The sequence below is a fragment of the Rhodococcus sp. 1168 genome (assembly GCF_002091955.1).
Taxonomy (GTDB): domain Bacteria; phylum Actinomycetota; class Actinomycetes; order Mycobacteriales; family Mycobacteriaceae; genus Rhodococcoides.
Genome location: NZ_MKKY01000054.1, coordinates 1 through 18,313, shown reverse-complemented (window position 1 = coordinate 18,313; position 18,313 = coordinate 1). Strand labels below are relative to the sequence as shown.

At 62.0% G+C, this 18,313-nt stretch carries 20 protein-coding genes; 11 read left to right on the top strand and 9 right to left on the bottom strand.

Annotation, left to right across the window (positions count from 1 at the left end):
* Window positions 1–59: 59 nt before the first annotated feature.
* The 4 genes from BJI47_RS09930 to BJI47_RS09915 all read left to right on the top strand — a co-directional run bounded on the left by BJI47_RS09930 (window position 60) and on the right by BJI47_RS09915 (window position 2,121).
* Window positions 60–365, top strand: coding sequence for a helix-turn-helix transcriptional regulator (locus tag BJI47_RS09930; protein ID WP_088943593.1), 306 nt, complete (start codon window positions 60–62; stop codon window positions 363–365).
* Window positions 358–834 carry an SRPBCC family protein gene (locus BJI47_RS09925; protein WP_088943569.1) on the top strand — a complete coding sequence of 159 codons (477 nt, stop codon included), beginning with the start codon at window positions 358–360 and terminating at the stop codon, window positions 832–834. Before BJI47_RS09930 ends, BJI47_RS09925 begins: the two co-directional genes overlap by 8 nt.
* 50 nt (window positions 835–884) lie before the next feature.
* Window positions 885–1,298, top strand: coding sequence for an NUDIX domain-containing protein (locus BJI47_RS09920; RefSeq protein WP_254900498.1), 414 nt, complete (start codon window positions 885–887; stop codon window positions 1,296–1,298).
* Window positions 1,299–1,368: 70 nt separating this feature from the next.
* Window positions 1,369–2,121, top strand: a complete 753-nt coding sequence (locus tag BJI47_RS09915; protein WP_088943592.1) for an isocitrate lyase/phosphoenolpyruvate mutase family protein — start codon at window positions 1,369–1,371, stop codon at window positions 2,119–2,121.
* 35 nt (window positions 2,122–2,156) lie between these two features.
* On the opposite strand, the gene BJI47_RS09910 is transcribed toward BJI47_RS09915, so the two are convergent.
* From BJI47_RS09910 to BJI47_RS09880, 7 genes are all read right to left on the bottom strand, one after another.
* On the bottom strand, window positions 2,157–4,295 hold the full coding sequence (locus BJI47_RS09910; protein WP_088943567.1) for an AAA family ATPase: 2,139 nt from the start codon (window positions 4,293–4,295) through the stop codon (window positions 2,157–2,159).
* On the bottom strand, window positions 4,292–5,149 hold the full coding sequence (gene pssA, locus BJI47_RS09905) for a CDP-diacylglycerol--serine O-phosphatidyltransferase (protein ID WP_088943566.1): 858 nt from the start codon (window positions 5,147–5,149) through the stop codon (window positions 4,292–4,294). Before pssA ends, BJI47_RS09910 begins: the two co-directional genes overlap by 4 nt.
* Window positions 5,150–5,160: 11 nt before the next feature.
* Window positions 5,161–5,877, bottom strand: a complete 717-nt coding sequence (locus BJI47_RS09900) for a phosphatidylserine decarboxylase (protein WP_088943565.1) — start codon at window positions 5,875–5,877, stop codon at window positions 5,161–5,163.
* A gap of 101 nt (window positions 5,878–5,978) precedes the next feature.
* Window positions 5,979–6,242 carry a GlsB/YeaQ/YmgE family stress response membrane protein gene (locus BJI47_RS09895; protein ID WP_088943564.1) on the bottom strand — a complete coding sequence of 88 codons (264 nt, stop codon included), beginning with the start codon at window positions 6,240–6,242 and terminating at the stop codon, window positions 5,979–5,981.
* Window positions 6,243–6,319: 77 nt separating this feature from the next.
* A complete protein-coding gene (locus BJI47_RS09890) occupies window positions 6,320–6,775 on the bottom strand; it encodes an SRPBCC family protein (RefSeq protein WP_088943563.1) in 456 nt (151 codons plus the stop codon).
* Between the two features lie 144 nt (window positions 6,776–6,919).
* Window positions 6,920–7,807: a DUF559 domain-containing protein gene (locus BJI47_RS09885; RefSeq protein WP_254900497.1), complete on the bottom strand. Its 888-nt coding sequence runs from the start codon at window positions 7,805–7,807 to the stop codon at window positions 6,920–6,922.
* A 133-nt stretch (window positions 7,808–7,940) separates the two neighbouring features.
* Window positions 7,941–8,750 (bottom strand): DUF1206 domain-containing protein, encoded by an 810-nt coding sequence (locus BJI47_RS09880; RefSeq protein ID WP_176224780.1) that lies wholly within the window; start codon window positions 8,748–8,750, stop codon window positions 7,941–7,943.
* Between the two features lie 363 nt (window positions 8,751–9,113).
* On the opposite strand from BJI47_RS09880, the gene BJI47_RS09875 reads away from it, so the two are divergent.
* Window positions 9,114–9,533: a DUF1801 domain-containing protein gene (locus tag BJI47_RS09875; RefSeq protein ID WP_088943562.1), complete on the top strand. Its 420-nt coding sequence runs from the start codon at window positions 9,114–9,116 to the stop codon at window positions 9,531–9,533.
* Complete coding sequence (locus BJI47_RS09870) at window positions 9,530–10,204, top strand: GPP34 family phosphoprotein (RefSeq protein ID WP_088943561.1); 675 nt, start codon at window positions 9,530–9,532, stop codon at window positions 10,202–10,204. The genes BJI47_RS09875 and BJI47_RS09870 overlap by 4 nt, the downstream gene beginning before the upstream one ends.
* 23 nt (window positions 10,205–10,227) lie before the next feature.
* Here BJI47_RS09870 and BJI47_RS09865 read toward each other — a convergent pair whose 3' ends face one another.
* Complete coding sequence (locus BJI47_RS09865) at window positions 10,228–10,575, bottom strand: DoxX family protein (protein ID WP_088943560.1); 348 nt, start codon at window positions 10,573–10,575, stop codon at window positions 10,228–10,230.
* A 361-nt stretch (window positions 10,576–10,936) separates the two neighbouring features.
* Here BJI47_RS09865 and groL point away from each other — a divergent pair, with 361 nt between their 5' ends.
* The 3 genes from groL (at window position 10,937) to BJI47_RS24060 (ending at window position 14,724) form a co-directional block, all read left to right on the top strand.
* The gene (gene groL / locus BJI47_RS09855) at window positions 10,937–12,562 is read left to right on the top strand and encodes a chaperonin GroEL (RefSeq protein WP_084346279.1); all 1,626 of its coding nucleotides are present in this window, start codon (window positions 10,937–10,939) and stop codon (window positions 12,560–12,562) included.
* Window positions 12,563–12,733: 171 nt separating this feature from the next.
* The gene (locus BJI47_RS09850) at window positions 12,734–14,584 is read left to right on the top strand and encodes a SulP family inorganic anion transporter (RefSeq protein WP_368655882.1); all 1,851 of its coding nucleotides are present in this window, start codon (window positions 12,734–12,736) and stop codon (window positions 14,582–14,584) included.
* Window positions 14,584–14,724, top strand: coding sequence for a hypothetical protein (locus tag BJI47_RS24060; protein ID WP_176224779.1), 141 nt, complete (start codon window positions 14,584–14,586; stop codon window positions 14,722–14,724). Before BJI47_RS09850 ends, BJI47_RS24060 begins: the two co-directional genes overlap by 1 nt.
* Before the next feature lie 34 nt (window positions 14,725–14,758).
* On the opposite strand, the gene BJI47_RS09845 is transcribed toward BJI47_RS24060, so the two are convergent.
* On the bottom strand, window positions 14,759–15,358 hold the full coding sequence (locus BJI47_RS09845; RefSeq protein ID WP_088943558.1) for a DUF4203 domain-containing protein: 600 nt from the start codon (window positions 15,356–15,358) through the stop codon (window positions 14,759–14,761).
* Between the two features lie 265 nt (window positions 15,359–15,623).
* On the opposite strand from BJI47_RS09845, the gene ligD reads away from it, so the two are divergent.
* Together ligD and BJI47_RS09835 are read left to right on the top strand one after the other, a co-directional pair.
* On the top strand, window positions 15,624–16,577 hold the full coding sequence (gene ligD / locus BJI47_RS09840) for a non-homologous end-joining DNA ligase (RefSeq protein WP_088943557.1): 954 nt from the start codon (window positions 15,624–15,626) through the stop codon (window positions 16,575–16,577).
* A 278-nt stretch (window positions 16,578–16,855) separates the two neighbouring features.
* A protein-coding gene (locus BJI47_RS09835) for an IS3 family transposase (RefSeq protein ID WP_254900348.1) occupies window positions 16,856–18,279 on the top strand; the annotation gives its coding sequence in 2 pieces (ribosomal slippage) (window positions 16,856–17,183 and window positions 17,183–18,279; 1,425 coding nt in all).
* The last annotated feature ends 34 nt before the right edge of the window (window positions 18,280–18,313 follow it).

The following is an 18,313-nucleotide window of genomic DNA, read 5'->3' as shown; positions in this document are numbered from 1 at the left end:
GGAGATGGTTGATCATCAAGGGCGGTGACGACACCGAAGATCGGTTGGACAAAGCGTTCATGGCCCTCGCCGATCCAGTGCGACGCGCAATCGTCGCTCGGCTCAGCGGCGGGCCGCGGACCGTCAACGATCTTGCCGAGCCGTTCGACATCAGTAAGCAGGCCGTCTCGAAGCACATCGCGGTACTGGAGTCAGCCGGGTTGGTCACTCGTTCCCGAGATGCCCAGCGCAGACCGGTCCATCTCGATGCTGCGCACCTGGAGGAACTGACCGCGTGGATCGACAGGTACCGAACCATTCATGAACAACAATTCCGGCGGCTCGATTCGCTGCTGGCAAACATCAAGGAGGAAACCGATGAGTAATCCCGTCACGATCTCCGTCCCCGAGGGTGTCCCGTTCATCGACATCAGCCGCGAGTTCGACGCGCCCGTCGCATCCGTCTTTCGTGCCCACAAGGAACCGGAGCTGATCAGGCAGTGGCTCGGACCGCACGGTTACGACATGCAGATAGAGAAGTACGAGTTCGAGTCGGGCGGCAGCTACCGCTATGCGCACACCAACCCGGAAGGTGAGAAGTACACCTTCAACGGTGTCTTTCATGTGGTGCGGGAGAACGAGTTCGCGATCCAGACCTTCGAATTCGAGGGCTACCCCGACGTCGTGAGTATCGAAGCGATCAACTTCGTCGATCTCGGAAACGGTCGAACGCGTATCGAAGCGCACAGTGTGTACCCGTCGCAGGAAGGGCGCGATGGAATGGTCGAAAGCGGGATGGCGCAAGGCGTCGAAGAGGGTTACGAACGTCTCGACAAGATTCTGGCTGGTTCGTGAATGCTGGTGTGATGGCATGAGTGGGATGGCATGAGTGGGATGGATGAAACGTGAGTGGAAGTGTGATCAGGACTGCTGCGCTGGCGTTCGTGCGGGATCGTCGGATGATCCAGGCCAGATCGGCAGGGAAGTCGGTGTTCTACATGGCAGGCGGAAAGATCGATCCAGGTGAGAGCGCCGAGGACGCGCTGCATCGGGAGGTTCGCGAGGAACTCGATGCAGCAGTCCTCGACGGTTCGCTGAAGTTGCTCGGAGTCTTCGAGTGTGCCGCCTGGGGACACCCACAGGGCACCGGCTTACGGATGAATTGCTTTCTGGCCGAGTTGGCATCGGAACCGGTCGCGACCAGCGAGATTGCGGAGATCCGGTACTTCACACGCGACGAGTATGCGGCGATGCCCGATGTCGCACCCGGGTCGATGCTGGTCTTCGACCGAATGCGTGAACTCGATCTGATCGACTGAGGGGAATACACCTTTCGGGTACGTTGGGGTGAGAACGTACGTTCTCCCGATCGGTATAGGAGCCACACCCATGACGAACCTGTCTCAGAAGGCCACCACACTCCTCGAGCTTCACAAGCCGGGCAATCCCGTCGTACTGCCGACCGTGTGGGACGTATGGTCCGCGAACCTCGCCATCTCGGCCGGGTTCACCGCGCTCACCGTCGGCAGTCATCCTGTGTCCGACTCGCTCGGCAAGCCGGACAACGAAGGAATCACCTTCGAAGAACTGCTCACCCGCGTCTCGCAGATCACCTCTGCCGTGGACGCGCCGCTCTCCGTCGACATCGAGGCAGGCTACGGGCAGGACCCCAAGCGGCTCATCGACGGTCTCATCTCGGCAGGCGCCGTAGGCCTCAACATCGAAGACACCGTCCATAGTGAAGGTGGGCGACTCCGTGAAGCACAGGAGCATGCCGATTTCGTCGGCTCGCTGCGAGCTGCATCGGACGCGACCGACGTGCACGTGGTGATCAATGCCCGCACCGACCTGTTCGTCAAGCAGATCGGTGACGAAAACGGCCGCGTCGACCGGGCCATCGCACGCCTGAAGCTCGCTGCAGCCGCAGGTGCAGACTCGCTCTACCCCGTCGGATTCCACAACGACGCCGACTACAAGCGTCTCGCAACCGAACTGCCGCTCCCGATCAACGCGATCGCAAACCCGGCGGACGGCGACCTGGCGCACTTCGCCGAACTCGGTGTTGGCCGCATCAGCTTCGGGCCGCTGTTCCAAGCCTCGCTGAGCAAGCATGCCGAAGGCATCCTCGCGCGCTGGAAGTAAGGCTCATCGCCGGCGGGATGGACGTGGCCATCCCGCTAGCGCGCTGCGCTGTAGGCCTTCAAATGCGCCACTTGTGCTGCATCGAGTGAGGGGCGCACCGTCTTTCGGGCAGCCTCGACGTCGGCGGCCGTGACGTCCGCGGCATCCATCGACCGACGCATCGCAGTCAACGCTGCCTCACGCAGTAGTGCCGCGCAGTCCGCAGCCGAATATCCGTCGAGCCCCTCCGCCAGCGCGTCGAGATCGACGTCGGCAGCCAGCGGGACCGACTTTCCCGACGCCTTCAGGATGTCCTTGCGGGCGTCGGCATCCGGCGGCGGCACGAAGACCAAGCGCTCGAGGCGTCCTGGACGAAGTAGAGCCGGATCGATCAGATCGGGCCGGTTGGTTGCACCCAACACCACCACGTCGCGCAGCGGCTCGACGCCGTCCAGCTCGGTCAGCAACGCCGCTACGACGCGATCGCCGACGCCCGAGTCCGAACCCTGGCCGCGTCGAGGTGCCAACGCGTCGACCTCGTCCAAGAAGATCAACGACGGGGCGGAGTCTCGGGCACGCTGAAACAGCTCGCGCACAGCCTTTTCCGAGGATCCGACCCACTTGTCCATCAGCTCGGCGCCCTTGACTGCGTGGACGCTGAGTTGACCGGAGCTGGCCAGCGCGCGCACGAGGAAGGTCTTGCCGCACCCGGGTGGTCCGTAGAGCAATACCCCGCGTGGGGGATCGATACCCAGCCGCGCGAATGAATCGGGATGCTGCAGCGGCCACAGCACCGCTTCGGTCAGCGCCTGTTTGGTCTCCACCATGTCCCCGACGTCGTCCAGGGTGATGGTGCCGATCGCGAGTTCCTCGGTGCCCGAGCGTGACAGCGGCCTGATCACATCGAGTGCGGCGAGGAGATCGGATTGCACGATGACGGGATCGCTCTTGTTGTCGCTGGCCCGAGACGCTGCACGCAGTGCCGCTTCGCGTACCAGTGCTGCTAGATCACCGACGACGAAACCTGGTGTCCGTGAAGCTACTTCATTCAGGTCGAGGGCGTCTGTCGGGACTTTGCGGAGTAGATGCTCCAGTAGCGCCTTTCGGCCCGCGCTGTCCGGAAGGGTCAAGGTCAACTGGCGATCGCACACATCCTGGGCGCGCACTCGACTGTCCGTGCTCTCGGGATGAGCAGTAGTGGCGACGAACGCGATCCCCTCGGTGGCGACGGCCCGCCGCAGATGATCGAGGACCAGCGTCGACGCAGGCTCGGCGAGCGAGGGCAGGAGAGCGTCGATATCGGTGACCAGCAGCACCCCGTTGCCTGCCAGGCTGTCTATGGCAGCAGCGACCGCATCCACTCGGTCGGATGCCTCCAGGGCGCCGATCGAAGGACCGTCGAGTTCGGCGACAGTACGTCCGGAAAGTACGGCGCGTGCCAGAGTTGCCTTCCCGACGCCTGCCGGACCGGTCACGAGTACGCCGAGGTGCGGCGACGCACCCAGCTTGGCGAGCAATTCGGACTCGTCGAGAGCGAGGCGAAGCCATTCGAGCAATTTCGCCTGATGGACCGACACGCCCACGAGTTCGGCGGGCGGAATCGCCGGGATCACCTCGGGGGCCGTCGGTGGTCGGCCCTGTCCCCATCCGACGGCGGAATTGGGTTGAACGCTCACCGGTCCTCCGGATGGTTCGACGGCTGAGACCGTCAGCAGTTCGGTAGTCCATGCAACACCGAAGGTGCGTGAGAGTGCTTGCGTGGCAGCGCTGGAACTGGTCCCCGGTCCCAGGTCGCGGGGGAGCAGGGACACCGTGTCGCCGACGGTCACAATCTTGCCCAAGAGTGCTTGGCGGAGGGTGGTGTCAGAGATCGACCCCGCGGCGAGAGCTGACCCGGAGAGTCGAACGGACTTCGCCCCATAGACGGTCACCGGGGCGATGGCTACCGAACCATCTTCTTTGATCCCGGTATTGGACAGCGTGACGTCGTCGAGCAAAGCCGTGCCCTGCGGGGTGCCCTCCGGTGCCCGTCCCGCAACCGCTGCGGTCCGACGAGAACCGATGAGTGCCACCGCGTCCCACTCCCGAATGCCGAGTGCCGCGAGCACCTCGGGGTGCAGTCGCACCACGCCGCGGCGAGCATCGGCCGCAGAAGTGTTCAGGCGGGCGGTCAGGACCAATTCGGGGGCGCTCACCTCGGGCCCCGCGGCCGGCGAAGACCCAGGCGGACGGCGGACTTACGTGCGTTGTTGGGCGCGCGACGAATCGCTCGGCGCTCGGCCCGGCGCTCGGACGGTTTGGCATCCCACGTGTACGGCCGCGCGGCAACCCATCTTTGGGAGCGAACAGCGAACGGGATGTGCGCGAGGTACACCAACACGAGCACCATCAACAGGATCAACGGATAGGTGATCAGTGCAGCAGCGGTCAGCGTCACCATGATCAGGAGTGCCGCGGCCATCCGCGGAGGCACCGACACTGACTTGAGCGCGAGCGTGGGAATCCGGCTCACAGCCAGTGCCGCAGTGAACAATGTCCATCCGACGACGACGTAGAACGACGCCCACCAGCCGTCGCCCCACTCTTCGAACGCTGCAATCGGCACCAACACGATGAGCGCCCCCGCCGGAGCAGGAACACCGGTGAAGTACTCCGAGGCGTAGGTCGGGGTGTCGTTGTCCAGCAGGGTATTGAATCGCGCGAGACGCAGAACCATTGCTACTGCGTAGGTCAGTGCGACGATCCAGCCGAAGCTACTGCCGTCGAGCAGCGTCACGTACAGCACGAGCGCAGGTGCAACACCGAACGAGATCGCGTCGGCCAGCGAGTCCAGTTCGGCACCGATCTTGCTCGTCGCGTCGAGGAGACGCGCGATGCGTCCGTCCAGGGCGTCGAGGACCGCTGCCGCTCCAATCATGGCAAGTGCAACGCCCAGCTGATCACTCAGTGCGAATTTGACCGCAGACAACCCTGCGCACAGTGCAAGAATTGTCACGATCGACGGCAGAAGTCTGATGGCGGCAGGTGGCCGTGAGCGTCTGGTGATCATCGCCCGGACCCTTACTGGGAAAGCTCGGCGAGCACAGTTTCGGCGCCGACTGCGCGTTGGCCACGCTCGACGAGCAGCTTGGTGCCCAGTGGGAAATAGGTGTCCACGCGCGAGCCGAATCGGATCAAACCGTAGGTGTCGCCGATGGTGAGCTTGTCGCCGATCTTGGCGTTGTTGATGATGCGCCTAGCGATGAGTCCGGCGATCTGCACGACTGCGATGTCCTGGCCCGCAGCGGTACGTATATGCATGCTGTTTCGCTCGTTGACCTCGCTCGCTTCGGCCAGATCGGCGGACTTGAACTGTCCGCTGCGGTGTACGACCTCGAGCACCTCGCCGCCGACTGGTACGCGCTGGACGTGAACGTCGAGGACGGACAGGAAGATGCTGACGCGCGGCACCGGATCGCTACCGAGGCTGAGTTCGGAAGGGGGCACTGCTGTATCGACCAGTGTCACCAGCCCGTCCGCCGGAGCGACGACGACACCGGGGCGGTTCGGTGGAACGCGGCTCGGATGCCGGAAGAATGTGGCGCAAGCGCCGGCTGCAGTGAGTCCGGCCAGCCGCACCCACTTGTACTTACGGCCGAGAACGGCCACTGCAAGAGGGCCTGCAACGAACGGAAGCCCTGCCGGGTGCAGGGGCGGGACTGTCTCTCGGACCAGGTCGATGACGTGTGCGACCCCAGTTCGGGGAGGTTGACCGATCGGGGTGGGACGGCGTGCCACTTCGCTCCTTATGACTGTTGGTATACAAGGCTTCGGCACAGACGACTGCCGGGGCCTCACACAGTACGTGGAAGCCCCGGCAGTCGGTAAGTGTGAGTCGATCAGACCTTGCTACGGCCCATGACCAACTTGACGAGGAACAAGAGGATGACTGCGCCCAGCAGGCAGGTGATGAAAGTGACGATCGATCCAGAGCCGTCGGTGTCGTAGTTGAATAACCTCAGAATCCATCCGCCGATCAGTCCGCCGATGATTCCGACGACGATGTTCAAGATGATGCCCATCGAGGCGTCGGTCTTCATAATCTTGCTAGCGATCCAGCCGGCCAAGCCGCCGATAATGATGTAAACGATGAACTGCCACATGATTGGTGCCCCCTCTTGATAAGTAGCCGTGGATAGTGCTCAACCGGTATTCCCAGGCGAATCACCAACCAAACATGTCAGCCCTTTTCGGTTTCCGCTTTGATGCGCTGAAGGGTCTTGTTCATGCCGTCGACCAATTCGATATCGAATTGGTCGCTGCCACCGAGCACGTTCTTGACCAGGAACGACGAAATCGCGGTGGTGCCGTTCGGTGCTTCGCGCTTTTCGACGACAGTGGTGCCGGTCCCGTTCGGAGTCAGGGAATACGACCAGATCGCCTTGTTGTCCAGGACGCGGAATGCGATCTTCTGGTTCGGTTCGAATTCGATCACCTTCGACCTGGTCGGCCAGACGAGAAGTCCCCTGCGGTTGATGTTGAGCGTGGTGGTGCCGCGTCGTATATCTCCGCCGAAGACCTTCATGAGCTTGCACTGCGGACTCCACTCGCCCATGCGCTTCAGGTCGGAGACTAATTTCCATACCTGCTCAGGCTTGGCGTCGATGTCGATCGTGGCTTCGAGAGTCTTGCTCACATGTACCTCCGTGTTGATGAGTGCAACCGAGCGTCACACGCAGTTGGGCAGGATCGTATACCGGGGTGCGGGCATGGTGTTCCGATTGTGCACGCGCGAGGCGGGATTCCGTTCGGTCAAGGCGGAACTGGAACGCCATGCCCATCAATTCCGTGCACGCCGGCGCCGGCGCACTACCCCGGCAATCTGTCGCGCAGTCTTCTCCGGGTTTGCCATCACATCGAATGCCGAAAATCTCAGCACGAGCCAACCGTCGAGGACCAGATCGTTCTGCCGACGCCGATCCTTGCTGAACACCTCGGGCGCGCTGTGGAACTCACGGCCGTCCACCTCGACGACGACCCGTGCGAGTTCGTCGACGAAGTCGCACACGTAGTTGCCAACCCAATGGTTGGTCGCGATCCGGAGACCGCACGCGATGAGCGCGCGATCGAGTACACGTTCGGGCTCCGAGGCAAATCCCGACGCGGCACTACGAAGCTGGCTGGATGCGCGGGAGTTGCCTCGACGTCTGGGGGTACTTCGAATTTTCGAGGCTATAACTTGCGCATCGATGTCTGTCGCGAGGCGCTCGTCGACGATTCGAGCGACGGCCTCCGGTGTCATCACGGCGATGCAATCGATCAGTGTTCGTTCGCGGGCGACGACGGGGAGTTGCACGACCTCGGTGGTGTCGGATGCGGGCAGGTCTCGACGATACATTCTGAGCCAGAACGGAGTTCGAGCCTTGGATGCCGCGGGCAGTGTCGCTTCGATCATCGAATGCTCGTCCATCCACCCGTAGAGCCAGGCTGCCGTTCGGTGACTGAGCAGTGCGTTCGGCTGCCACAGTGTGACGGCGTAGCAGCGAGCGAAGGTGGTCGGCTGGTCGGCGCTGTAGATCCCTGGCAGCACACGTTCGTACCTGCGGGTGATAGTGCTGTTGGGTATGCCGGCGGCGAGGAGCTGGCTACGGGTAGCGATTGCGTGGGGATGCACGGCGGTGAGCATCGCCGACGCTTGGACGCGCTCGATCGATGCGAGCTGGGGCAACAGAAAACCTGTGGATGGAGGTCAGGATTATGGACAGCGGTTGCCATGGTGTGCCGGTCGCGCTCGAACGAGACGGCATCCCGCCTGGTAGAGGTGCAACTGGAACACCATGCCCATATCGACAGCCGAGTTTTTACATCCGTGCGTACCGTGCGAGCACGAAGGAGTACAGCCCGTACAGCGCGATGCCGACGCCCGCGACGATCAGCAACACCTGACCGAACGGCTGTTCGCCGAGGGTCTTCAGTGCGCCGTCCATGCCCGTCGCCTTGCTCGGATCCGAGGTGAAGACAGCAGCTATGACGAGCGCTCCTACACCGATAAGGGCGATGCCCTTTGCGGAGTAGCCCACGATCCCGAGGCGCTCGACGGTTTTGCCGGTGTAGCCCTCCAGGTCGTCGAGGAAGTTCCTGGATACGCCCTTGTAGACGTGGTAGCCGCCGACGCCGATGATGACGAGTCCGACGACGACGAGAACGAACTTGCCGAAGCCGTTACCCATCAATTCCGACGTCATGGATGCGTTCTGCTTGCCGCTCGACTTGCCGGATCCGCTGGCGAACCCGAAGGTCGTCCACGCGAAGACGATGTAGACGATGGCGAGCGATGCGGCTTTCAACCGGTCCATCACGCTGCCGGAATCGTCGTCGGACTTCTTACCGACGATGGATTCGACGACACGCCACAGAGCCAGAGCCACGAAAGCGACGAAGGCAACCCACAGAGCGATGGATCCGCCGGGCTTCTCGCCGAGCTCGGCAAGCGCACCGGATTGATCTGCGTTTCCACCTTGCCCGAACGCCAACCTGATGGCGATGTAGCCGATGAGAATATGGAGCACGCCGCTGACGAAATGGCCGGCACGTGCGGCCTTCTCGAATGCGCCATTGTCCTGCACCGACTCGACGACGTCGGATGCAGATGAATCCCCGGTCTTACTCAACTTATAGCCCCGATCGATTGTGGCTTCCCGTTCGGCTGGACCTTACCCATGGACGACGGATCCGAAACGCCTCAGCGCGCCTCACACACAATGGGTAACAACGGGCGAACACTGGCGATAGAACAAACGAGGAATCAGCCAAATCAGTTCGACGGAGTGATCGATCGTGAACCTTCATTCGATGTTGCGACGTACAAGCGCGGACGTGCCGCTACTCGAGTCGGCCCGGATGAGTGGGCGACCCCGTAAGTGGCCGAGTGAGCAGTTGGAACGGCTGCTGACGCCACGGGAAATCGACTTGATAAGACGCGGCCAGATCTGATCTCTGCCCAAAGGCCCGTAGAGCGATTCCCAGGCGGAGAAGTGGCAGAGAACAAGACGGGACCTACCGATGTCGACGTCCTCGATTGGCTACGAGCCGTCGAGCATCCGGTGCGGCGTGCGGACGGACTTGCATTGCACGACATGATGTCGCTTGCCACCGGAATGCCGGCGGTGATGTGGGGCCCGACGATGGTCGGTTTCGGTCGGTATCACTATCGGTACGACAGTGGCAGGGAAGGCGACGCACTTGCGGTCGGGTTTTCGCCACGGAAAGCGTCGTTGGCACTCTACGGACTGACATATGCGCCGGAGTCGAAAGCGCTGTTGGGCAGGCTCGGAAAACACAAGACGGGCGCAGGTTGCCTCTACATCAACAAGTTGTCCGACGTCGACGTCACTGTGCTGCAAGCGATGATTGCCGTTTCGTATCCGTACGTTGTCGGTAATCTCGGCCTATGACATTGATCGCCGAGGACCTGTTCCTGCTACTGGTGGACGATGTCACCGGTAAGCCGATCGTCGACAGCACCAAATTTCCACGGGTGCTGGCCGGTGCGGTCGTTCTGGAATTGGCTGTCGAGGGTTGTGTGCGCATCACCTCGAAAGGCGAGTCCTTCAAGGCGGGTCGGCTCGCGGTGACGGGCCCGGCGCCCGCTGACCCCCTCCTTGCACGTGCGCATGCCTTAATCGGAGCTCGAGACGGTCTGCTGAAGCCGCAGCGGGTGATCGAGAAACTTCAGAGGAATTTGAACAAGGAAGTGGGGTCCAGGCTCGCCCAGCAGGGCTTGGTTCTCGAACGTCACGACAAAGTGCTCGGGCTCTTCCCTACGGTGTCCTGGCCGGCGCGCGAGGTGACTCGCAAGAACTGGGCGCGTCAGGGGATCGGTAGCGCGATCGTCGACGGCACGACACCGGCCCCTGAGATTTCGGCGTTGATTTCGCTGGTTTCGGCCATCGATGCCATACCCAAGGTATTGCCAGGAGTGGACAAGAAGGCAGTAAAAAAGCGCGCCAAGGAGATTGCCGAGGGCGATTGGGCCAGTTCAGCGGTCCGAAAGGCCGTGGAGGATGTCAACGTTGCGGTCACGGCTGCCGTCATGGTCCCCATCATCGTTTCGTCCGGCTCTTGACGGACCTGCCGGCCACCGACTGCTCACACGGACAGTAGACGTAGAACCAGCGCGGCAACGGCGACAGCGGCGAGGAATGCAGCGGGACCGAAACCGCTGTCCTTCACTCGGAAGTGAGCGATGACCGCGCCCATGAAGTACAAGATCACTCCGGTTGCGGCGGCGACCCCGATGGGCCAGACGAACAGTCCGACGATCAGGCCGATCGCGCCGAGGATTTCGATGTAGGCAAGCCAGGGGATCTTGTCGGCAGGCACGCCGACCTGTTCCATGATGGGGATGACCTTCGGGTTCTCGGTCAACTTTCCGACCGCCGAGAAGGTCAGCGATACAGCGAGGAAAATCGTTACTACGACGGTCGCAATGAACATCGATGCCCAATCTGTTGTGTCGCCCGAGCTCTCACCGGGCGTCCGTTGTCGAGAACAAGAATAGGGTCGACGCCGGTGGTCGCGGGAGAGTTGCGAGCATGAGTTTCTGTCCCCCGTCGACGCTGGGCGGGTGCGCCCTGAGCGAACGCTGAGGAAGTCGGGCCAGCAAATCGACCATGCAGTGCCGGTCGACCTTGCACTCGCCATGGTCGAGTGCTAGAAATGCAGTTGGCACTCTCGATACGTGAGTGCCAGGTCGGGACACGGTGAGGCTGGGGATCAAGGACACCCCTGGTCGTCCGTCGCGGGCACCCAACTCGGCCAGAAATGTGTCACCCCCAATCCGGAGGATCACTTCGTAATGGCCAAGATCATCGCGTTCGACGAAGAGGCACGCCGTGGCCTCGAGCGAGGCCTCAACGCCCTCGCTGACACAGTAAAGGTGACGTTGGGACCCAAGGGTCGCAACGTCGTGCTCGAAAAGAAGTGGGGAGCTCCCACGATCACCAACGATGGTGTCTCCATCGCCAAGGAGATCGAGCTCGAAGATCCCTACGAGAAGATCGGTGCCGAGCTCGTCAAGGAGGTCGCCAAGAAGACTGACGACGTCGCAGGCGACGGCACCACCACCGCCACCGTTCTCGCCCAGGCTCTGGTCCGCGAAGGCCTGCGTAACGTCGCAGCCGGCGCCAACCCGCTCGGCCTCAAGCGCGGCATCGAGAAGGCTGTTGCAGCCGTCACCGAGTCGCTGCTCGCTTCCGCCAAGGAGATCGACACCAAGGAGCAGATCGCTGCTACCGCTGGTATCTCCGCGGGCGACCCAGCCATCGGCGAGCTCATCGCCGAGGCTATGGACAAGGTCGGCAAAGAAGGCGTCATCACGGTCGAGGAGTCCAACACCTTCGGCCTGCAGCTCGAGCTCACCGAGGGCATGCGCTTCGACAAGGGCTACATCTCGGCGTACTTCGCCACTGATGCAGAGCGTCAGGAAGCCGTCCTCGAAGACGCGTACATCTTGCTCGTCAGCTCCAAGATCAGCACCGTCAAGGACCTGCTGCCCCTGCTGGAGAAGGTTATCCAGTCCGGCAAGCCGCTCGTCATCATCGCCGAGGACGTCGAGGGCGAAGCTCTCTCCACTCTCGTGGTGAACAAGATCCGTGGCACCTTCAAGTCCGTGGCCGTCAAGGCTCCCGGATTCGGTGACCGTCGTAAGGCACAGCTCGCCGACATCGCCATCCTCACCGGTGGCGAGGTCATCAGCGAAGAGGTCGGCCTCTCCTTGGAGACCGCTGGACTCGAACTGCTCGGCCAGGCACGCAAGGTCGTCATCACCAAGGACGAGACCACCATCGTCGAGGGCTCGGGCGATTCCGACGCAATCGCCGGTCGCGTCAGCCAGATCCGTGCCGAGATCGAGAACTCCGATTCCGACTACGACCGCGAGAAGCTGCAGGAACGTCTGGCCAAGCTGGCCGGCGGCGTTGCAGTCATCAAGGCCGGAGCAGCGACCGAGGTCGAGCTCAAGGAGCGCAAGCACCGCATCGAAGATGCTGTGCGTAACGCCAAGGCTGCTGTCGAAGAGGGCATCGTTGCCGGCGGTGGCGTCGCGCTGCTGCAGGCGTCCCCGGCACTCGACTCCCTCAAGCTGGACGGCGACGAGGCAACCGGCGTGAACATCGTTCGCGTTGCCCTCGAAGCACCGCTGAAGCAGATCGCGTTCAACGCCGGCCTCGAGCCTGGCGTCGTCGCTGAGAAGGTCCGCAACTTGCCCGCAGGTCACGGCCTCAACGCCGCGACCAACGAGTACGAGGACCTGCTCGCTGCAGGCATCAACGACCCGGTCAAGGTCACCCGCTCGGCACTGCAGAACGCAGCGTCCATCGCGGCTCTGTTCCTCACCACCGAGGCCGTCGTTGCCGACAAGCCCGAAAAGGCCGGAGCGCCCGCTGGCGATCCGACCGGTGGCATGGGCGGCATGGACTTCTGAGTCCGTTCCCCCCGCTTTACCGCTGAGAAAGCCCGACTCCCTAGTGGAGTCGGGCTTTTTCGTTTCGGCACTCCACAGGTCGACTATCTTCACTGAACTCGCAAAGGGTATGCGGAGGCCATTCCGTTGCCCTATCGTCGAAGCCGACGTCGATCGTGGCCATTGGTGACGATGTGGAAGGCCAGTGCTCTTTTACCTGGGGGATCGTGTTGGCCACTACATGCGCAGCATGCCGACAAAATGCCAGAACAATGCAGCGGGCACGGCACCGCGGCGGGAGCTGACATGAAATTTCCGATCATGTCGCCGCGGTCGATTTTCCGACGGGGAACGTTCAAGGATGACGCTATGGCCGGCCTCGTCCTCGGCGTCGAGAGCGTGCCCGACGGCCTCGCAAATGGCCTGCTTGCCGGTGTCAATCCCCTTGCTGGGTTGTACGCCTACCTGTATGGGATGGCGGGGGCCACACTTTTCACCAGCACCACTTTCATGGCGGTCCAGGGAACCGGCGCAATGTCGATCATCGTCGCAGATGTGGATTTGGCGTCGAAGAACGATCCTGCACGGTCACTGTTCACCCTGGCAATTCTGACCGGGGTGGTGATGATCGTCGTGGGTTTGCTTCGTCTGGGCAGCGCTCTTCGTTTTGTGTCCAACTCGGTGATGACCGGTTTCGTCGGCGCGGTCGGTGTCAACATAGTGCTCGGCCAACTCGACAACTTCACTGGATACGAGGCCGACGGCCCGAATCGGCTCGTCCGTGCGTTCGACTTGTTGATCCACCCTGGCGGTATACAACTGGCGACTCTCGTTGTCGGAGTCGTGACGGTGGGATTGATACTGCTACTTCAGAAGACCAAACTCGATGCGCTCGGTCTCGTCGTCGCGATCGTCGTCGGCTCCGTAGTCGCTGCTGTCGCGGGGAAACTGGGGTATGACGTCGCTGTGGTCGGCGATGTCGCGGACGTTCCAAGTTCCCTCCCCCTACCTGTGCTGCCGGTCCTCGGTGATATCCCCACGCTGATCGTGCCCGCATTGTCATTGGCCTTTGTCGGGCTGGTCCAAGGTGCAGGGGTATCGGCGGGTTTCCCGAACCGTGAGGGTGAACGAACGCATGCCTCGCAGGATTTTGTCGGGCAGGGCGCCGGCAATGTCGTGGCCGGACTGTTCCAGGGGATGCCGGTGGGTGGGTCGATGTCGGGAACGTCGCTTGTCGTTCAGGCCGGCGCCCGCAGTCGTGCTTCCCTGCTCTACGCCTGCGGCGTGATGGCGCTGGTAATCGTCGTCCTCGCTCCAGTTGTCGAACGTGTCGCGATGCCCGCCCTCGCAGGCTTGCTCATCGTGGTGGGCGTGGGCACCGTTCGGCCATCGAAGCTCCTTGCGGTCGCGCGAACCGGCAATGTTCCGTTGGCCGTCATGATCATCACCTTCGTGTTGACGATCATCGTGCCGCTTCAGTACGCAGTACTTGTCGGGGTCGGGATCTCCGTCATCCTTTTCGTCATCATGCAGTCCTCGCGGCTGGTGACCCGCCGGATACTGATTCGTGAAGACGGCACGGCCGTGGAGACCAGCCCGCCGAATACCCTGCCGCGCAGTGAAGTGGTGATCGTGCAGCCGTACGGCGCAATCTTCTTCGCCACTGCGGCCGCGCTTTTCGACCGGATGCCTCAGGTCGGTCCCGAATCGCATGGATCGGTGGTGATTCTCCGGATCCGCGGCGCCGATGAGGCAGGGGCGACGTTGCTCGACGTCCTGAAAAAATATGCCCTTTCTTTGAATGTAGCTGGCAACAAGCTCGTCGTAGTCACCGACAACGAACAATTGATCGAACAACTCCGACTAGGAGGAATCCTGGACGTTCTTGGCGCAGACAATGTCTACCGCGGCACGGCGAACATCGGTGAAGCCCTTCGGTGTGCGCACTCCGAGGCCCAGGACTGGGTCCGGCAACAGGCAGCCCAGCGCAACGACTTTCGTGAAGATCGTGCAGAGCTTCCGGCCGACGAACAGGACCCCTGATGAGCTGGATCGATGGGTTTGCCCTCGCCGCAATCGTCGTCCTCACCGGATGGTGGATGATACGCAGGAAAACCGACATAGCAGCTCGAGGCAAGGACCCTGACTGGGGATCGTGGCCGAGCGACCAGATGGGCTTGTGACCGGCTCGGTTCACCCAAGCTGCGTGGACCGCATCTAGTTCTTGACGGGCCCGGTTTCACGCCGCGACGCGACTGTCTCGATACCGAGCTTGTCTGCGAACAAGTGGCGCTGGACGATCCATCCGGCCACGCTGAGCGCGATCCATGCGACAGCCGACAGAACCTGCTGCCCAGAGGTGTCCGGGGTGCGGAGGAACTCGAGCGCGTCCGTAGTCGTACTCAGGCCGCTCAGGATCATGCTCGCGCCTCCGATCGAGGTGAGCCACAACAGCGCCCGCGCGCGGTACTTGTCAGCGATGAACGCTGATGCGACCGCGAAACTCAGTACGACGATCGCGCTCAGCGCCCAACTTTTATCCCCGTGCTGGAGCAGGTCGGCGATTCGCGCCCCCATCATCGCGCCGGTGAGGCCACCAATGAGGTAGGTGGAAAATTTGAAGATCAGGGTCGTCACGATCCACGCCGTGACGGCGCCGATGAGCGCGAATAGGAACAGTGTCGTCAAGGTCGCGGTGAATATGTTCGCAACCAGCCAGCCGAGTCCGAATCCTCCGGCCAGTACCGCCAGATGGACAGATCGGATTCCATAAAAGCACAACAAGGCGCCTAGTAGGAGGACCGCGATTCCGCTCATGTGAACTCCTGTGTCAGATGCTCGGTGCTATTGCACTGAGCGATGATGCACCCACTGCGGGCGGGCGGAGCCTCGGGTACAAACTTTCTCAACAGCACATATGGGTTGGGTGTACTCGTAACAGTGCACCTGGAGGTTGACTGTAGCCCGCAAAAGCGGTGAGCAGGCTATGATTTTCCGATGTGTGTCACAGATTCCGGAACACATGAAATGTCAGGAACGGCAAGGAAGTCGCTGATCATCATGTGCGTGGCGGGGTAAAACCTTGGCCAGGGCAGCACCGGCGATCGAACTCGAGGTGGGCGAGCGGACGGTGCGCATCTCGAACCCCGATCGGGTGTACTTTCCCGAGAGCGGAGCGACCAAGCTCGACCTGGTGAACTATTACCTGAGCGTCGGAGATGGGATCGTTCGCGCGCTGCGTGAACGCCCCTGCATGATGCACCGCTTTCCGAGTGGCCTCGCAGGGGAGAAGGTCCACCAGAAGCGTGTGCCCCACGGCGCACCTCCGTGGCTCGAGACCGTACGCGTGAATTTTCCGCGCTACAACCGGACGGCCGACGAGTTGTGCGTGACCGAGTTGGCGCATGTGGCGTGGGCTGTGCAGATGTCGACGGTCGAGTTTCATCCATGGAACAGCCGTCGGGCCGATGTCGAGAAGCCCGACGAATGGCGGATCGACCTCGATCCGATGCCGGACTGCCCGTTCGACCGAGTTCGGCGCGTCGCGGGTATCGTGGAGGAAGTTTTGGACGATCTCGGAGCCGTCGGCTGGCCGAAAACCTCTGGTGGACATGGCCTTCACGTTTACGTGCGGATCCAGCCGGACTGGGGTTTCAAGGACGTGCGAAGGGCCGCACTGGCTTTCGCGCGGGAAGTCGAGCGCCGGGCACCCGAAGACGTGACGACCACCTGGTGGCGTAAGGACCGTGACCCGAAGAAACTGTTTGTCGATTACAACCAGAATGCCCGCGACCACACGATCGCGAGCGCCTATTCGGTGCGTGGAAACCATCGAGCGACCGTGTCGACACCGATTACCTGGGACGAGGTGAGCGATGTCGATCCACAGGAATTCACGATGTTCACCGTCCCGGCGAGGTTCGCCGAACTGGGCGACCTGCACGAGGGCATCGACGATGCCGTGTTCTCCATCGATCCGCTCGTGGAATGGGCCGAACGTGACGAGCGAGAGGGGCTCACCGAGCCGGAGGGTTGAGCCCCAATCCGCCGATCGACCGAGACCTCATGCTTTTCGCGGCGCGGAACCTATTGCGTGCGCAAAGGATGGGTGCACTTAAAGATCGGTCCGCACAGTCATGATCAGCATCTCGTGGATGCGAACACGTTGTGGTTACACTGTGCGCCTTCCCTGCGTGCCAGGGTGAGGTGAGTCCAGTGGTTCATAGCAACCCGGCCTGATGCAGGGCGAGATACGGATCGACACACACCATGGCCATCACCACCAAGACGCCGGTCAGCGGCGACAATGAACGCATGGATTCAGCGCATCCGAGAGCAGACGGACCACGACGGCGACGGGCGTTCACCGCGGCGGAGAAAATCGAACACGTGCGTGCTTACGAGCAAGCCTGCCAGAGCGGCGACGGCGGGGCATACCTACGCCGCGAGGGACTGTATTCGTCGTTGATCAGCGAATGGCGCAAACACCGCGACGCCGGTGTTCTCGTCGGCAAAAAGCCCGGCGAGAAGGTCGGCAAGCTTACCGCCGAGCAAGCCGAGATCGCCCGCCTCACCCGTGAATTGAACCGCGCGAACAAGCGACTGAACACCACCGAAGCCGCACTGGATATCATGGGAAAAGCACACGCGCTCTTGGAATCTCTCTCCGAGAGCGCGGATTTCGACGAGAAGAACAACAAGCGATGACCACTGCGTACACCACACTGACCGGCATCGGAATTAGCTCCCGCGAGGGCAGCGTTCTCACCGGTCTGCACCGATCGACGGCGACACGTCGAAGTGCCGCAGCTACAGCACCGACACCGCCGGTGCCGCAGGAACCAGCGGCGGAGCCGGTCAACAAAGTCACCACCAGCGAACGGCGACGTATTCTCGGCGTCCTCAACTGCGACCGGTTCGTCGACCTCGCACCGCTACAGATCTACGCCCAACTCCTCGACGAGGGCATCTACCTGTGTTCGGTGTCGACGATGTATCGAGTGTTGCGCGAGAACAGACAGGTCAGCGATCGACGGCGACTCGCTCGGCACCCGGCCAGGGCATGCCCAGAGTTGGTCGCGACCGCGCCGCGGCAGGTGTACTCCTGGGATATCACCAAACTGGCCGGCCCGGTGAAAGGGCAGTACTTCGATGCGTACGTGATGATCGACATCTACTCCCGCTACATCGTCGGAGTGCACGTTCATAGTCATGAATCCGGTGTGCTGGCAAAGGAATTGATGGAACAGATCTTCGCGGTCCATGGCGTCCCGCACGTCGTGCATGCCGATCGCGGTACCTCGATGACCAGTAAAACCGTCGCGACACTCCTCGCGGATCTCGAGGTCACCCGAAGCCACTCCCGGCCTCGGGTATCGAACGACAATCCGTACTCGGAGTCGTTGTTCAAAACTTTGAAATACGGCCCCGGCTTCCCGGATCGGTTCCGATCACTGAGCGAGGCAAGGGAATTCATGGATATCTTCACCGATGGGTACAACCACGAACATCGCCACACCGGTATCGGACTGCACACTCCCGCCGATGTCCACTACGGCTTGGCTGCACGCAAGGCAGCCGAACGCCGTCTCGTTCTCGACGCCGCCCGCGCTGCACATCCGCATCGCTTCGGCAGCACTGCCGCACCGAAAATCCTCGACCTCCCAGACACCGCGTGGATCAACAAACCAGCAGAAACAACTGACACCGATCAAGAGCACGATTCGATAGCGGCGTAACACCCACTGGACTCATCCACCTTGACAAATTCCG